The sequence below is a fragment of the Serratia sp. CY52157 genome, from assembly GCF_052168495.1.
GTDB classification, from domain to species: Bacteria; Pseudomonadota; Gammaproteobacteria; order Enterobacterales; family Enterobacteriaceae; genus Serratia; species Serratia ureilytica.
In genome coordinates this window covers 567,099-581,788 of record NZ_JBJNMO010000003.1, presented here as the reverse complement: position 1 = coordinate 581,788, position 14,690 = coordinate 567,099, and the positions used below count along the sequence as shown (strand labels likewise).

The 14,690-nt window shown below is 55.9% G+C and carries 16 protein-coding genes, 1 rRNA gene and 1 other annotated feature; of the genes, 8 read left to right on the top strand and 9 right to left on the bottom strand.

Going from position 1 to position 14,690, the window contains the following annotated elements; translation table 11 throughout:
• The 4 genes from ACJ8IP_RS16585 to rluD form a co-directional block, all read right to left on the bottom strand.
• Positions 1-109: ribosomal RNA gene (locus tag ACJ8IP_RS16585) — 16S ribosomal RNA — on the bottom strand; the annotation flags it as partial.
• A 511-nt stretch (positions 110-620) separates the two neighbouring features.
• Entirely contained in the window at positions 621-3,194 is a 2,574-nt protein-coding gene (gene clpB, locus ACJ8IP_RS16580; RefSeq protein WP_025301647.1) for an ATP-dependent chaperone ClpB, read from the bottom strand.
• Between the two features lie 130 nt (positions 3,195-3,324).
• Positions 3,325-4,056, bottom strand: a complete 732-nt coding sequence (yfiH, locus tag ACJ8IP_RS16575) for a purine nucleoside phosphorylase YfiH (RefSeq protein WP_103101722.1) — start codon at positions 4,054-4,056, stop codon at positions 3,325-3,327.
• Positions 4,056-5,033 (bottom strand): 23S rRNA pseudouridine(1911/1915/1917) synthase RluD, encoded by a 978-nt coding sequence (gene rluD / locus ACJ8IP_RS16570; protein WP_004932452.1) that lies wholly within the window; start codon positions 5,031-5,033, stop codon positions 4,056-4,058. Before rluD ends, yfiH begins: the two co-directional genes overlap by 1 nt.
• A gap of 131 nt (positions 5,034-5,164) precedes the next feature.
• Here rluD and bamD point away from each other — a divergent pair, with 131 nt between their 5' ends.
• The 4 genes from bamD to pheA all read left to right on the top strand — a co-directional run bounded on the left by bamD (position 5,165) and on the right by pheA (position 7,999).
• Positions 5,165-5,896 carry an outer membrane protein assembly factor BamD gene (bamD, locus tag ACJ8IP_RS16565; protein ID WP_004932456.1) on the top strand — a complete coding sequence of 244 codons (732 nt, stop codon included), beginning with the start codon at positions 5,165-5,167 and terminating at the stop codon, positions 5,894-5,896.
• Positions 5,897-6,208: 312 nt separating this feature from the next.
• Positions 6,209-6,550 carry a ribosome-associated translation inhibitor RaiA gene (raiA, locus tag ACJ8IP_RS16560; protein ID WP_004932457.1) on the top strand — a complete coding sequence of 114 codons (342 nt, stop codon included), beginning with the start codon at positions 6,209-6,211 and terminating at the stop codon, positions 6,548-6,550.
• Positions 6,551-6,672: 122 nt separating this feature from the next.
• Positions 6,673-6,799: a sequence feature (Phe leader region), on the top strand.
• Positions 6,674-6,721: a hypothetical protein gene (locus ACJ8IP_RS16555; protein ID WP_101428074.1), complete on the top strand. Its 48-nt coding sequence runs from the start codon at positions 6,674-6,676 to the stop codon at positions 6,719-6,721. (Overlaps the previous feature by 48 nt.)
• A 42-nt stretch (positions 6,800-6,841) precedes the next feature.
• The gene (gene pheA, locus ACJ8IP_RS16550) at positions 6,842-7,999 is read left to right on the top strand and encodes a bifunctional chorismate mutase/prephenate dehydratase (protein WP_164106918.1); all 1,158 of its coding nucleotides are present in this window, start codon (positions 6,842-6,844) and stop codon (positions 7,997-7,999) included.
• 54 nt (positions 8,000-8,053) lie between these two features.
• Here the strand turns inward: pheA and tyrA are convergent, their stop codons facing one another.
• Together tyrA and ACJ8IP_RS16540 are read right to left on the bottom strand one after the other, a co-directional pair.
• Positions 8,054-9,175 (bottom strand): bifunctional chorismate mutase/prephenate dehydrogenase, encoded by a 1,122-nt coding sequence (tyrA, locus tag ACJ8IP_RS16545; RefSeq protein WP_033641292.1) that lies wholly within the window; start codon positions 9,173-9,175, stop codon positions 8,054-8,056.
• Between the two features lie 3 nt (positions 9,176-9,178).
• Positions 9,179-10,255 (bottom strand): 3-deoxy-7-phosphoheptulonate synthase, encoded by a 1,077-nt coding sequence (locus ACJ8IP_RS16540; RefSeq protein WP_016929016.1) that lies wholly within the window; start codon positions 10,253-10,255, stop codon positions 9,179-9,181.
• Positions 10,256-10,750: 495 nt separating this feature from the next.
• Here ACJ8IP_RS16540 and ACJ8IP_RS16535 point away from each other — a divergent pair, with 495 nt between their 5' ends.
• The 4 genes from ACJ8IP_RS16535 (at position 10,751) to ACJ8IP_RS16520 (ending at position 12,772) form a co-directional block, all read left to right on the top strand.
• On the top strand, positions 10,751-11,515 hold the full coding sequence (locus ACJ8IP_RS16535; protein ID WP_033641933.1) for a DUF481 domain-containing protein: 765 nt from the start codon (positions 10,751-10,753) through the stop codon (positions 11,513-11,515).
• Between the two features lie 244 nt (positions 11,516-11,759).
• Positions 11,760-11,981 carry an HP1 family phage holin gene (locus ACJ8IP_RS16530; RefSeq protein ID WP_033652732.1) on the top strand — a complete coding sequence of 74 codons (222 nt, stop codon included), beginning with the start codon at positions 11,760-11,762 and terminating at the stop codon, positions 11,979-11,981.
• The gene (locus ACJ8IP_RS16525; RefSeq protein ID WP_072626768.1) at positions 11,965-12,480 is read left to right on the top strand and encodes a lysozyme; all 516 of its coding nucleotides are present in this window, start codon (positions 11,965-11,967) and stop codon (positions 12,478-12,480) included. The genes ACJ8IP_RS16530 and ACJ8IP_RS16525 overlap by 17 nt, the downstream gene beginning before the upstream one ends.
• Positions 12,481-12,544: 64 nt before the next feature.
• A complete protein-coding gene (locus ACJ8IP_RS16520; protein ID WP_033641912.1) occupies positions 12,545-12,772 on the top strand; it encodes an ogr/Delta-like zinc finger family protein in 228 nt (75 codons plus the stop codon).
• 143 nt (positions 12,773-12,915) lie between these two features.
• On the opposite strand, the gene rplS is transcribed toward ACJ8IP_RS16520, so the two are convergent.
• From rplS to rimM, 3 genes are read right to left on the bottom strand one after another with little or no spacing between them, the layout of a single operon-like run.
• Positions 12,916-13,272, bottom strand: coding sequence for a 50S ribosomal protein L19 (rplS, locus tag ACJ8IP_RS16515; protein ID WP_015376707.1), 357 nt, complete (start codon positions 13,270-13,272; stop codon positions 12,916-12,918).
• 48 nt (positions 13,273-13,320) lie between these two features.
• Positions 13,321-14,088 (bottom strand): tRNA (guanosine(37)-N1)-methyltransferase TrmD, encoded by a 768-nt coding sequence (gene trmD / locus ACJ8IP_RS16510; RefSeq protein WP_033641911.1) that lies wholly within the window; start codon positions 14,086-14,088, stop codon positions 13,321-13,323.
• Between the two features lie 52 nt (positions 14,089-14,140).
• Positions 14,141-14,689, bottom strand: a complete 549-nt coding sequence (gene rimM, locus ACJ8IP_RS16505) for a ribosome maturation factor RimM (protein ID WP_019455135.1) — start codon at positions 14,687-14,689, stop codon at positions 14,141-14,143.
• Position 14,690 lies beyond the last annotated feature (1 nt).

The window sequence follows — 14,690 nt, the reverse complement described above, 5'->3', positions numbered from 1 at the left end:
TCCGCCGCTCGTCACCCAGGGAGCAAGCTCCCCTGTGCTACCGCTCGACTTGCATGTGTTAAGCCTGCCGCCAGCGTTCAATCTGAGCCATGATCAAACTCTTCAATTAAAAGCTTGATGTGCTTCCACTCGAGAAGCGATGCTCAAAGATTTACTGCATGAATTTTACTTCAGTTAGTCACTCTTCAAGACTTGATATTTTTTTGCATCCGAAGATGCTGGATATCGTCTTGTGGAGTGCCCACACAGATTGTCTGATAAATTGTTAAAGAGCAGTGCCGAGAAACTCATCGGCGCGGGCTGCGTATATTACGCTTTTCACCCGGAGAGTCAAGCGTTTATTTCGCTTTCTTCTCGCTGACCCGGCGGCTTGTCAGTCGTTGTTCCCGGTCAGTGGAGGCGCATTATAGGGAGTTCTCGGCAGGCCGCAACCCCTAAATGCAAAAAACTTTTCAAGCGTTCAAATAATCACCAAAAACGACTTTTTAGGATATTTATTAGTCAAAAAATACCGATTTTAGGGCAGTAATAGCGGCAACCCCTGTAAATAGGGACAAACGAAGATAAAGAAAAGGGAGCGGTCCCCCGCTCCCTTTCATCTTTATTATCCTTAATCGCCGTTATTGGCGGGCAACGATATGGTCGTTTTCCACATCCAGCGTCACCAGCTTGCCAGGTATCAGCTTGCCGGACAGGATTTGTTGCGCCAGCGGGTTCTCGATTTCCTGCTGAATAGCGCGTTTCAACGGGCGCGCGCCATATACAGGGTCGTAGCCTGTTTTGCTTAACAGCGCCAGGGCCGGTTCGGTCATGGTCACTTCGTAACCGCGTTCTTCCAAACGCTTGTACAGACGCGACAACTGAATCTTGGCGATCGCGGCGATGTGTTTCTCGCCCAGCGGGTGGAACACCACCACTTCGTCGATACGGTTGATGAACTCCGGACGGAAGTGGTGACTCACCATCTCCATCACCGACTCTTTCATCTGCGCGTAGTTCATCTGACCGAAATGCTCCTGGATCAGATCGGAACCCAGGTTGGACGTCATGATCACCACGGTATTGCGGAAATCGACGGTGCGGCCTTGACCATCGGTCAGGCGGCCGTCATCCAACACCTGCAACAGAATATTGAACACGTCCGGGTGCGCTTTCTCGACTTCATCCAGCAGAATTACCGAATAAGGCCGGCGACGTACGGCTTCCGTCAGGTAGCCGCCCTCTTCATAACCGACATAGCCCGGAGGCGCGCCGACCAGACGCGAAACGGAGTGTTTCTCCATAAACTCGGACATATCGATACGCACCATGGCGTCGTCGCTGTCGAACAGGAACGAAGCCAGCGCCTTGCAAAGCTCGGTTTTCCCTACCCCGGTCGGACCGAGGAACAGGAACGAACCGATCGGTCGGTTAGGATCGGACAGCCCCGCACGGCTGCGGCGGATCGCATTGGAGACTGCGCTGACCGCTTCGTCCTGGCCAATCACTCGCGAATGCAGTTCTTGTTCCAGGCGCAGCAGCTTGTCGCGCTCGCCTTCCAGCATTCTTGCGACCGGGATCCCGGTCGCACGCGCCAGCACTTCGGCAATCTCCGCATCGGTCACCCGGTTGCGCAGCAGCTTCATGCTCTTGCCTTCGGCCTGCGTGGCGGCGGCGAGCTGTTTTTCCAGCTCAGGGATTTTGCCGTACTGCAGTTCCGACATCCGCCCCAGATCGCCGACGCGACGCGCCTGCTCCAGGGTGATTTTGGCCTGCTCGAGTTCAGCCTTGATATTCTGGGTGCCGGAGAGCGACGCTTTTTCCGCTTTCCACTCTTCTTCCAGCTCCGAGTATTCGCGCTCTTTCTGCCCCAGCTCATCGCTCAGCATGTCCAGGCGTTTCTTGCTGGCGTCGTCAGACTCTTTATTCAGCGCCTGCTGTTCCAGTTTCAATTGGATGATGCGACGCTCAAGCCTGTCGAGCGACTCCGGCTTGGAGTCCATCTGCATGCGAATGCTGGACGCCGCTTCATCGATAAGGTCAATAGCCTTGTCCGGCAATTGACGATCGGCGATATAGCGGTGCGAAAGCGTTGCCGCCGCCACAATGGCCGGGTCGGTTATCTGCACGTGGTGGTGCAGTTCGTAACGCTCTTTCAGGCCGCGCAGAATAGCAATGGTGTCTTCCACGCTCGGCTCAGCCACATACACTTTCTGGAAACGACGTTCGAGCGCCGCATCCTTCTCTATATATTGACGGTATTCATCCAGCGTGGTGGCACCGACGCAGTGCAGCTCGCCGCGCGCCAGCGCCGGCTTCAGCATGTTGCCTGCGTCCATCGCGCCATCCGCCTTACCGGCGCCGACCATGGTGTGCAGTTCGTCGATAAACAGGATAACGCTGCCTTCCTGCTTGGCCAGATCGTTGAGCACGCCTTTCAGACGCTCTTCAAACTCGCCGCGATATTTGGCGCCGGCGATCAAGGCGCCCATATCGAGGGACAATACGCGCTTGTGCTTCAGTCCTTCCGGCACTTCGCCGTTAATGATGCGCTGCGCCAGGCCTTCGACGATGGCGGTTTTACCCACGCCAGGCTCGCCGATCAACACCGGGTTGTTTTTGGTACGGCGTTGCAGCACCTGAATGGTGCGACGGATCTCTTCGTCACGGCCGATCACCGGGTCAAGCTTGCCCTGCTCAGCACGTTCGGTCAGATCGATAGTGTATTTCTTCAATGCCTGCCGTTGGTCTTCGGCGCCTTGGTCTTCCACGCTGTCACCGCCTCTCATTTGTTCAATGGCTTTGCTGATTTTGTCGGCCGTCGCGCCGGCCGCTTTCAACAAGTCGGTCAACGAGCCGCGGTCTTCCAGCACCGCAAGCACAAACAGCTCGGAAGAAATGAATTTGTCCGCACGCTTTTGCGCCAGCTTGTCGCACAGGTTCAGAACACGCACCAACTCGTGAGACGGTTGAACGTCGCCACCGGTGCCTTCTACCTGCGGTAAACGGGACAGCGCCTGTTCGATCTCGGTGCGCACACGCCCGGCATCGATACCTGCGGAAGTTAATAGTGGACGAACCGTGCCCCCTTCCTGATTGAGCAGGGCGCTCATCAGATGTAGCGGTTCAATAAACTGGTTGTCGTGCCCAAGGGCTAGTGACTGGGCATCGGCGAGGGCAAGCTGGAATTTGTTGGTAAGACGATCCAGACGCATAACACCTCCAAGATGGGTCGAAATTGCTACTGGAGATTAAATGAGGTCATCCCTCAAATTTTCAAGGTTATCTCGACGCTAAATTTTCGGTACAACGCCATGCGTCGTTGGATCGTCCTAATTCAATAGGTTATATCAGCCAGATTAAACTTGCCAGACGTCCGGTTATTCCATCGCGTCGATAGGAGAAAAAATGGCTCATTTCGTTAACCGTACAGCGGTCGCCGCCATAAATGGCCTGAACGCCCGCACGCAACAAGCGTTGGCGAGCCAGCAAGTAGATATTAGCCAAAAACTTATCGCCATGCGGGGTAAATGCCGCTGCGGCCTCAGCGTCTTCCGCCATGAAAGCGGCGCGCACCTCCGGCCCGACCTCAAACTGCTGCGGGCCGATCGCCGGCCCCAGCCAGGCGCTGATTTGGCCCGGTGCGGCGCTGAACGCCGCCACGGTTTGCTCCAGCACGCCGTGGCATAGCCCACGCCAACCGGCGTGAGCGGCGGCCACTTCGTCGCCGTGCTGCGAGCAGAACAGCACCGGCAGACAATCCGCCGTCATCACTGCGCACACCTGACCCGGCACGTTACTGTACACCGCATCCGCCCGCAGATCGGCGGGCGCTTGTCCCGTCAACGTCACCACGCGAGTGCCGTGCACCTGCTCGAGCCATACCGGCATCTGCGGCAAGCCGGCGGCGGTAACCAACCTTTCCCGATTGCGCTTCACCGCTTGCGCCTCGTCACCCACGTGAGCGCCGAGGTTCAGCGAGTCATAAGGTGGCAGGCTGACGCCACCATCGCGCGTGGTGCTGCAAGCTTTAACGCCGGGAGGCAACGGCCAGTCGGGCAGAATGAGCGAGCGCATTACCAGTCCATCTGATCTTTGAATTCTTCGGTGTCCGCCTTCAGCGCGTTGATCAGATCAACCATGTCCTGCGGCAGCGGCGCATGCCACTCCATCTGGATGCCGCTGATCGGGTGATACAAACGCAGCATGGTAGCGTGCAGCGCCTGGCGGTCAAAGCCGCGCAGCGTGTTGATGAAGGCCTCCGAAGCGCCTTTCGGCGGACGCGGACGGCCGCCGTACAGCGGATCGCCCACCAGCGGATGGCTAATGTAAGCCATGTGCACGCGGATCTGGTGAGTACGGCCGGTTTCCAGGCGCAGGCGCAGACGAGTGTGCGCGCGGAAGTGCTCCATAATGCGATAGTGCGTCACCGCCGGCTTACCCATCGGGTGCACCGCCATGTGAGTGCGCTTGGTGGAATGGCGCGCGATGGGTTCTTCTACCGTACCGCCTGCCGTCATGGTGCCTATCGCCACCGCTTCGTATTCACGAGTGATTTCGCGCGCCTGCAGCGCCTCCACCAGCCGGGTTTGCGCCGGCACGGTTTTCGCCACCACCATCAGGCCGGTGGTGTCTTTATCCAGACGGTGCACGATGCCGGCACGCGGCACGTCGGCGATTTCCGGGTAGTGATGCAGCAGCGCATTGAGCACCGTGCCGTCCGGGTTACCGGCGCCAGGGTGCACCACCAAATCGCGCGGCTTGTTGATCACCAGGATATCGCTGTCTTCATAGACGATATCCAGCGCGATGTCCTGCGGCTCCCAACGCGCTTCTTCTTCTATCTGTGCATCGATGGCGACTGTCTCTCCGCCCAGCACCTTCTCTTTCGGTTTGTTTGACGTTTTGCCATTGACCTTCACCCGATCGCCCAGGATCCACTCTTTTATGCGAGATCGTGAATAATCAGGGAACAATTCGGCCAAAGCCTGATCTAAACGTTGTCCGAGTTGAGATTCGGCCACCGTTGCGGTGAGTTGTACTTGTTGTGCCATATGCAGCTTCTTCGTTAACGTTGGGTTTTCACGGCGATGCCGTTTAATATAATGTGCTATTGTACCTGGTCTTTGTCGGGAGCTTAACGGACAGTCTCCCGGAATAACACCCTGAGGATAATCAAAACGTCATGACGCGTATGAAATATCTGGTGGCGGCAGCCACGTTGAGCCTGGCGCTGGCAGGTTGCTCCACATCCAAGGATGCGGTTCCCGACAACCCGCCTTCGGAAATCTATGCTACCGCGCAGCAAAAACTGCAGGACGGTAACTTCAAGGGCGCGATTACGCAACTCGAAGCGTTAGATAACCGCTATCCTTTCGGGCCGTATTCCCAGCAGGTCCAGCTGGATTTGATTTACGCATATTATAAGGCTGCCGACTTGCCAATGGCTCAGGCATCCATCGATCGCTTCATGCGCCTGAATCCGACGCACCCGAACATCGATTACGTGATGTACATGCGCGGCCTGACCGACATGGCGCTTGATGACAGCGCGCTGCAGGGCTTCTTCGGGGTTGACCGTTCGGACCGCGATCCTCAGCACGCTCGCGCTGCGTTCCGCGACTTCAGCCAGTTGATTCAGCAATACCCGAACAGCCAATACGCGACCGACGCCAACAAGCGTTTGGTGTATCTGAAAGATCGTTTGGCCAAGTATGAGCTTTCGGTGGCGGAATACTACACTAAACGTGGTGCTTACGTCGCGGTCGTTAATCGCGCCGAGCAGATGTTGCGTGAATTCCCGGATACCAAAGCGACGCATGACGTGTTGCCGCTGATGGAAAATGCCTACAAGCAGCTGCAGCTGAACGGCCAGGCTGACAAAGTGGCCAAAGTGATCGCCGCCAACCCGCAATAAGCGCGCGTCGGCACCGGCAGAAAAACCAAACGGCAGCCAAGGCTGCCGTTTTCATTGGCGTCGACCGGGTTTTTACTGGAAAAATACACAAGTAAAAACACGGTGTTAGCTAGCGCTCCTCACCGGTCAACTCATCGATAATGCGCCATCCGGCGGCAACTCTCAAGCATTAGATAGCCAATTCAGATGCTGAATCACAGATTGAACTAACTTTGCAAAAAGTGACAAAAAATCGTGATTTACATCACGCATTTAAACAAAAAGCGGGGTATGCTGGATTCACCAAGACGGAAAGACAGAGAGGTAAGTTATATGACATTGAACATTACCAGCAAACAAATGGATATCACTCCCGCAATCCGCAATCACGTCGAAGACCGTCTCACCAAACTGGAAAAATGGCAGACCCAGCTGATTAACCCGCATATCGTCTTATCCAAAGAGCCGCAAGGGTTTGTCGCCGACGCTACCATTACCACGCCTAACGGCCCGCTGGTCGCCAGCGCCAAACATGATGACATGTATACCGCCGTTAACGAGCTGATCGCCAAACTGGAGCGCCAGTTGAACAAGGTGCAGCACAAAGGCGAAGCGCGCCGCTGCAATGCCAGCGTGAAAGACATTGTGCCGGAAGTCACGCAAGAGCAGGAATAACCGTCCGACAGCGATTGCCGCATCAAACGCGCCCAGGGGCGCGTTTTTTGTCGGGTATTTTTGTTGACGAGGTAAAAGCCAGCGGTTACTTTAAAACCTGTTCGCATTAACCTTAGGTAGACCATGCCACGCACACCGTTTTTCTTCGCATTCTTTTTTACCTTCCCCTGACTGGGAGGCGTTTCGTCGTGTGAGAAAGAATGCGAAGACGAACAACAAGGCCTCCTGGAAACAGGGGGCTTTTTTTATGGCTGTTTTACAACGAATAAGAACTGAAGGCGGAAGCTGATTATGACTGACAACCCGTTATTGGTGCTGCGCGAGCGCATCAGCGCACTGGACTTGAAACTGTTGGCCTTGCTGGCGGAACGCCGTGAGCTGGCGATCGAAGTCGGCAAGACTAAGCTGCACTCTCACCGCCCGATCCGTGACAAAGAGCGCGAACGCGATCTGCTGGATGCGCTGATCGCCGCCGCCAAGCCTTACGACCTGGACGGTTTCTACGTCACCCGCCTGTTCCAACTGATCATTGAAGACTCCGTTCTGACCCAGCAGGCGCTGTTGCAGCACCAGCTCAACCCCATCAGCCAGCATTCCGCCCGCATCGCTTTCCTCGGCCCGAAAGGCTCTTATTCACATCTGGCGGCGCGCCAATACGCTGCCCGCCACTTCGATCGGCTGATCGAATGCGGCTGCCAGAAGTTTCAGGATATTTTCGCCCAAGTGGAAACCGGCCAGGCGGACTACGCGATTTTGCCGATCGAGAATACCAGTTCCGGTTCGATAAACGAGGTCTACGATCTGCTGCAACACACCAGCCTGTCGATCGTCGGCGAACTGACTAACCCTATCAACCACTGCGTTCTGATCGCCGGCGACAGCGATCTGAGCCAGATAGAAACCGTCTACAGCCATCCGCAGCCGTTCCAACAGTGCAGCCAGTTCCTTAACCGCTTCCCGCACTGGAAAATCGAGTACACCGAAAGCACCGCCGCGGCGATGGAGAAAGTCGCCAAGCTGAATTCGCCGAAGGTGGCGGCGCTGGGCAGCGAGGCCGGCGGCGCGTTGTACGGGCTGCAGGTGCTGGAACACAACCTCGCCAACCAGCAGCAGAACATCACTCGCTTCATCGTGCTGGCGCGCAAAGCGATCGACGTATCTGAACAGGTGCCGGCCAAAACCACGCTGATTATGGCAACCGGCCAGCAATCCGGCGCGTTGGTCGAAGCGCTGCTGGTTCTGCGCGACAACGGCATCATCATGACCAAACTGGAATCACGCCCGATCAACGGCAATCCGTGGGAAGAGATGTTTTATATCGATGTGCAAGCCAATCTGCGTGCCGACGCGATGCAAAAAGCGCTGCGCGATCTGGCGCCAATCACCCGCTCGCTGAAGGTACTGGGCTGTTACCCAAGCGACACCGTGGTGCCGGTCAACCCATCCTGAAACCATAAAAAAAGGTTCGGCCAAGCCGAACCCTTTACGTTTACCGCCCGCGTTTTACTGTCGGCTGTCGTTAGCCTGCCGCAACAGCGTGCGGCTCTCCACCAGGAAGCGTTGGGCGTAATCGCCGAACCAGTGCTCCACCTTGCGGAAACTGTCGATAAACGCCTGTTTGTCGCCATGCTCCAACAGCTTTATCGCCTCGCCGAAGCGCTGGTAGTAACGCTTAATCAGCGCCACGTTTTCTTCCGACGACATGATGATATCGGCGTAAAGTTGCGGATCCTGCGCAAACAGGCGGCCAACCATCGCCAGCTCCAACCGGTAGATCGGCGAGGAGAGCGCCAGCAACTGCTCCAGTTGCACGTTCTCTTCCGCCAGATGCAACCCGTAGGCGAAGGTGGCGAAGTGCCGCAGCGCCTGAATAAACGCCATGTTCTGATCGTGTTCGACCGCGCTGATGCGATGCAGCCGCGCGCCCCACACCTGCAGCTGCTCAAGCAACCATTGGTAAGCCTCCGGCTGGCGGCCGTCGCAGTAAACCACTACCTGCTTCGCCACGCTGCCCACGTCCGGGCCGAACATCGGGTGCAATCCCACCACAGGGCCGCTGTGCGCCGCCAACATCGCATGCAGCGGACGGTTCTTCACCGACGCCAAATCCACCAGAATACAGTCGGCAGGCAGCGTCGGCAGGCGGCTTATCACCTGCTCGGTCACATGGATCGGCACGCTGACGATCACCATGCCGGCGTCTGCCAGCAGCTGTTCCGCCTGCGGCCAATCTTCCTGATCCAATACCCTGACCTGATAACCCGACAGCGTCAGCAAGCGGTTGAACAGCCGGCCCATCTGGCCGTTGCCGCCGATGATGACGATCGGCCGCAGCTGCGGACACAGAGTTTTAAAGCCTTTATCATTCTCGCTGACGTACGATTCGCGCATCACGCGGCGCAAGACGTCCTCGATCAGATCCGGCGGCACCCCGAGGTTTTCCGCCTCCTGGCGACGCGAGGCCAGCATCGCGGCTTCGCGCTCCGGTACGTAAACCGGCAGGCCATGACGGCTTTTGACTTCGCCCACTTCCGCTACCAGATGCAGGCGTTTCGCCAGCAGATCCAGCAGCGCTTTATCCACCTCATCGATTTGATCGCGCAGCGCGGTCAGTTCTGCCACCATAACTTACTTTTCTCCCGTGCGGGCCGTCAGCGCAGCGCCGAGTTCCTGATGCATATGGCGCAACAGGGTTTCCGTACTCTCCCAGTTGATGCAGGCGTCGGTGACGGACACACCGTAACGCATGTCTGCACGCGGCTGTTCGGAAGACTGATTGCCCTCATGCAGATGGCTCTCCAGCATAATGCCGGTGATTGAGCGGTTACCCGCCTTGATCTGCTCCACCACGGACTCGGCAACCGCCGGCTGACGGCGATAGTCTTTATTCGAGTTGCCATGGCTGCAATCTATCATCAAGGACGGGTGGAGTCCCGCCTCAAGCATCTGTTTTTCACAGGCCGCAACGTGCTCAGCGCTGTAGTTCGGCGTTTTGCCGCCGCGCAGGATCACGTGCCCATCCGGGTTGCCCTGAGTCTGCAGCAGGCAAACCTGACCTGCCTGGTTAATGCCGACGAAGCGATGCGGCATGGCAGCGGCGCGCATGGCGTTGATGGCGGTGCCCAGGCTGCCGTCGGTGCCGTTTTTGAACCCGACCGGCATCGACAGGCCGGATGCCATTTCTCGGTGGGTCTGAGATTCGGTGGTACGCGCGCCGATCGCCGACCAGCTGAACAAATCGCCCAGGTACTGCGGGCTGTTCGGATCCAACGCTTCGGTAGCCAACGGCAAGCCCATGCCCACCAGATCCAGCAACAGGCGACGCGCGATATGCAAGCCTGCTTCAACGTCAAACGAACCGTCCATGTACGGATCGTTGATCAAACCTTTCCAGCCGACAGTGGTTCTGGGTTTTTCAAAGTAGACGCGCATAACGATATACAGCTGATCGCTCAAGTCAGCCGCCAGGGTTTTCAAACGACGGGCGTAGTCCAGCGCCGCATCCGGATCGTGGATCGAACAAGGCCCACACACCACCAACAGGCGATGATCGCGCCCCTGCAAAATGTTGGCGATGGTGTTACGCGCAGTGGCGATTTCATTTTCGTCGTCGGCGCTGAGCGGGAACTGGTTCTTCAGCTCCTCCGGCGTGATGAGAACCTGTTCTGCACTGATGTGTACGTTATTGAGCGCGTCTTTTTGCATGATGCTATTCCTGTCGTTTGGCGTTATGCGTTGAAATGGAACATTGAGCGTTTCAGGGGTCTACCCTAACACGATATGTAAAGTTTTCAATCCATTTTCTGTAAATAAAAGATTACCGTCATTATCTTGCTTAAAACACCTTTGAGCCAGGGTTGCGAAAATAGATTTAAACCAAACAAATACAATATATTAAACAATTAAACAGCCCATCATCACGCTGTAACCCCTCCTGCCTAACAAAGCCATTTATCGTAAACATATTTGTACATTATATTTTACAGCGAGGATGCACGCCCCATCTCGGCACCGGCGGCCGGGCGAAGCAGGATCAGCACGAAATGCCGTCGAAAGCGATGAATTTAAGTAGAAGAAAAGCGAATAAATGAGGGATAAAAATTAAAAACTTAAGCTAATGGCGGCTATTTTTGTCGCCGAAATGAACCGATATAATGTGACCGTCATCAACAATAATCACCCTTAACAACTGGATCCAAGATGCTCTCTTCCCGCGCTCGTCGCGCTTTTCCGCTGTATATTTGCTGCTTAACGACTTTCACCAGTGTTTCAGCCCTTGCCGACAATACGCTTTTCACCGCGATGGACGATCCGGCCACCGCCAAGAAACCGTTCGAAGGCAACGTGCAGGCGGGCTACAACGCGCAGTCCGGCAACTCGCAGAGTTCCACTCTGTTGGCCAATACCAACATGACCTGGTTCAACACCGACGCGGCGTACAGCCTGTGGGGGGCGGCCAACAACACCACCTCCTCCAACGTGCGCTCGTCCGAAAAGTATCAGGCCGGCGGCCGTACGCGCTATAACCTGACCGATCGCAACTACCTGTTCGGCCAGGCCAGCTGGCTGAGCGACCGTTTCAACGGTTACGACTCACGCTCCACGCTGACCAGCGGCTATGGCCGTCAAATCCTCAACGGGCCGCTCAGCGACCTGCGGGTGGAATTCGGTCCCGGCGTGCGCCATGACGAATACCATGGCGGCGGCCGCTCGACCAAAGGGCTGGCCTATGGCGCGGCCAACTATTCCTATCAGCTCACCGACAACACCAAGTTCATTCAGGGCGTCTCCGCACTGGCGAACGAAGAAACCACGCTGAACTCGGAAAGCGCGTTGAACGTGGCGATCAACGATCGCTTTTCACTGCGCGTAGCTTACACTGTGACCTACAACAGCAAGCCACCGGCCTCCGCGCCGAAGAACACCGACACGACAACCTCGGTCACGCTGGTCTACGGCCTGTAACCTGCCCGCCCATTATTTCTCGAAGCCCATCATCGATGGGCTTTTTTTATGCCTGCAGTCACCTTTTGCACAATCTGCTAAAAATATTCACCCCACCCATTGACGACTTTAGCAAATAGCTTAATACTGTATGCATATACAGTAATTATTATACGGGCCAGGAGCATGACGGATATCGATAGCGAGCTGCCACGCATCGATACCTTCGGATCCCGAGGTTCTGTAAACGAAGCGAGCATAAGCTATGGAGAAAATCACCTCATTCATCACCTATGCCATGGCGCTGTTCCTCGCCTGGCTGGGCAAACTGTCTCCGCAGGACATTGCCTTTTTAGTCGGCGCCGCAGTAGGCATCGGCACTTTCCTGGTGAACTGGTATTACCGACGTAAAAGCCTGCAGATCTTGAAGGCTATTGAGCGCAATGCGGCATCACGGAGGAAAATTTTCGATGAGTGCAATCGTTAAACGCTGCAGCGTCGCCGCCGTTTTAGCCATCGCCGTGTTGTTGCCGTCGTTCGGCGAGCTGCAAACCTCAGAAACCGGCCTCAGGCTGATCGCCGATCTCGAAGGTTGCCGACTGTCTCCTTACCAGTGCAACGCCGGGGTATGGACACAGGGCATTGGGCACACCGCCGGCGTCATCCCGGGCAAGGCGATAGATGAACGGAAAGCCGCTGTGGATTTGGTAGACGATGTTCGCCGCACCGAGCGCGGCATGGCCGCCTGTCTGCCGCAAACGCTCTCGCAAGAAACCTATGATGCGGTGATCGCCTTCGCCTTCAACGTGGGTATCAGCGCCGCCTGCCATTCCACGCTGGTCGCGCTGCTGCAGCAGGGTCAGTGGCAGCAGGCCTGCGATCAGTTGCCACGCTGGGTTTATGTAAATGGAAAGAAAAACAAGGGGCTGGAACAGCGACGCGCCATGGAACGCGCACTGTGCTTGCAAGGTATTGCCTCATCATGACGGGCTCGCTCGCCTAAGTAGTGATGCCACAACAATTTCACTTAATTTGTTCAAGGGGGTTCTTATGATGCACTGTCCATTATGCGGTCACGTGGCCCACACTCGCTCCAGCCGCTATCTGAGCGAGTCGACCAAAGAGCGTTACCATCAATGCCGCAACATCAATTGCAGCTGCACGTTCGCCACGCACGAATCCGTCGCGAGGGTGATCGTCAAACCTGGCGATGACATTATCCCGGCGCAGCCTCACCCGCCGGAGAGTCAGCAGAAACAAAGCGCCGCGGCGCTGTAATGCAAAAAGCCTGCTTATGCAGGCTTTATTATGTTGGCGGTGCGCAGACGAAATCTCGCAAATGCAACACAGCCGGATTTTCAGATAAAAAAAGGGGTTGGCATAGGCCAACCCCTGATAACTATTAACTTTTGGATGCAGCGTTAGTTAACGCGGTTCAGACGCTCTTTGATACGAGCAGCCTTACCAGTACGTTCACGCAGGTAGTACAGTTTAGCTTTACGAACGGCACCACGACGTTTAACAGTAATGCTGTCGATTACTGGGGAGTGAGTCTGGAATACGCGCTCAACACCTTCGCCGTTGGAAATCTTACGAACAGTGAATGCAGAGTGCAGACCGCGGTTACGGATAGCGATAACCACGCCCTCGAATGCCTGCAGACGTTTTTTGCTACCTTCAACGACCCATACCTTCACTTCCACGGAATCACCCGGACGGAATGCAGGTACGTCTTGTTTCATCTGCTCTTGTTCAAGTTGCTTAATAATGTTGCTCATAATATGTCTCTTACCCTAGGTAAACTGATATATCGGTCCCGTCTGATGTCAGACGTTTCCTTCATAGTCCTGTTGCCTGGTCTGATGTTCCCGTTGGAACTCAGCCAGCAACACCGCTTGCTCGTCAGTCAGAGCTAGGCTTTCTAGAAGTTCAGGTCTTCTAAGCCAGGTTCGGCCCAGCGACTGCTTTAAGCGCCAGCGACGTATCTCGGCATGGTTGCCCGACAGCAGAACCGGCGGTACTTCCATTCCTTCCAACACCTCGGGGCGGGTATAGTGCGGGCAGTCCAGCAATCCGTCGGCGAAGGAGTCTTCCTCCGCTGAGGCCTGATGGCCCAGCACACCCGGTATGAAACGGGCGACTGAATCAATCAGGGTCATCGCCGGCAGTTCCCCGCCGCTGAGAACGTAATCGCCGATTGACCATTCTTCGTCAATTTCGGTTTGGATTACGCGCTCGTCTATCCCTTCGTAACGGCCGCACACCAGAATCATCTTCTGATTGGCCGCCAGTTCGCACACGCCGGTTTGATCCAGCTTGCGCCCCTGAGGTGACAGATAAATCACCTTTGCTCCCTCGCCTGCCGCTGCTTTCGCCGCATGAATGGCTTCCCGTAAAGGCTGCACCATCATCAGCATTCCCGGGCCGCCGCCGTAAGGGCGATCGTCCACGGTACGATGCCGGTCGTAGGTGAAGTCGCGCGGACTCCAACACTGCACGCTCAGCAGGCCATTTTTTACTGCCCGGCCAGTCACCCCGTAATCGGTGATAGCGCGGAACATCTCAGGAAACAGGCTTACAATACCGATGAACACAAGCCAATCCCCTTACCGTTATTCCACTTGCTTCGACCGTTTGATCCGGGGGTCAAAAACCAGGATCCCAATCTGCCTCAATCACGCGGGCAGTGAGATCGACTTTCTTGATAACCTGCCCATGAAGAAACGGAATCAACCGCTCCTTCATGCCGAACGCATCTTTCAGGTTCGCTTTCACAACCATCACATCGTTCGAGCCGGTTTCCATCATATCGATGACTTTACCCAGCTCGTAGCCGGCGGTGGTGACTACCTGGCAGCCCATCAGGTCTTTCCAGTAGTAATCGTCACCCTCCAGCGGAGGAAGTTGCTCAGAATCCACCATAATCTCGCGATTAGTCAGCAGATTCGCCGCGTCCCGATCGTCAATGCCTTTGACTTTGATGATCAGATCCTGACTGTGGCGCTTCCAGTCTTCCAACTCGATATGCTGCCACTGACCCGCCTGCTGGATAAACCACGGCTGATAGTCAAAAATGCTTTCGGCGTTCTCGGTGGATGAAAACACTCTGAGCCAACCACGAATGCCGTAAGCGGACCCCATTTTACCGAGTACAATCGGCTGCTTAGGCGCTACCGGTTTGAGTTGCTTGCTCATT

What these genes read in the sequence shown, in the direction of transcription:
- rplS (WP_015376707.1), bottom strand. Translation starts at nt 13,272, where the DNA reads ATGAGCAACATTATTAAGCAACTTGAACAAGAGCAGATGAAACAAGAC.
- pheA (WP_164106918.1), top strand. Translation starts at nt 6,842, where the DNA reads ATGACTGACAACCCGTTATTGGTGCTGCGCGAGCGCATCAGCGCACTG.
- ACJ8IP_RS16535 (WP_033641933.1), top strand. Translation starts at nt 10,751, where the DNA reads ATGCTCTCTTCCCGCGCTCGTCGCGCTTTTCCGCTGTATATTTGCTGC.
- ACJ8IP_RS16530 (WP_033652732.1), top strand. Translation starts at nt 11,760, where the DNA reads ATGGAGAAAATCACCTCATTCATCACCTATGCCATGGCGCTGTTCCTC.
- clpB (WP_025301647.1), bottom strand. Translation starts at nt 3,194, where the DNA reads ATGCGTCTGGATCGTCTTACCAACAAATTCCAGCTTGCCCTCGCCGAT.
- rluD (WP_004932452.1), bottom strand. Translation starts at nt 5,033, where the DNA reads ATGGCACAACAAGTACAACTCACCGCAACGGTGGCCGAATCTCAACTC.
- rimM (WP_019455135.1), bottom strand. Translation starts at nt 14,689, where the DNA reads ATGAGCAAGCAACTCAAACCGGTAGCGCCTAAGCAGCCGATTGTACTC.
- tyrA (WP_033641292.1), bottom strand. Translation starts at nt 9,175, where the DNA reads ATGGTGGCAGAACTGACCGCGCTGCGCGATCAAATCGATGAGGTGGAT.
- ACJ8IP_RS16525 (WP_072626768.1), top strand. Translation starts at nt 11,965, where the DNA reads ATGAGTGCAATCGTTAAACGCTGCAGCGTCGCCGCCGTTTTAGCCATC.
- raiA (WP_004932457.1), top strand. Translation starts at nt 6,209, where the DNA reads ATGACATTGAACATTACCAGCAAACAAATGGATATCACTCCCGCAATC.
- ACJ8IP_RS16540 (WP_016929016.1), bottom strand. Translation starts at nt 10,255, where the DNA reads ATGCAAAAAGACGCGCTCAATAACGTACACATCAGTGCAGAACAGGTT.
- ACJ8IP_RS16520 (WP_033641912.1), top strand. Translation starts at nt 12,545, where the DNA reads ATGATGCACTGTCCATTATGCGGTCACGTGGCCCACACTCGCTCCAGC.
- bamD (WP_004932456.1), top strand. Translation starts at nt 5,165, where the DNA reads ATGACGCGTATGAAATATCTGGTGGCGGCAGCCACGTTGAGCCTGGCG.
- yfiH (WP_103101722.1), bottom strand. Translation starts at nt 4,056, where the DNA reads ATGCGCTCGCTCATTCTGCCCGACTGGCCGTTGCCTCCCGGCGTTAAA.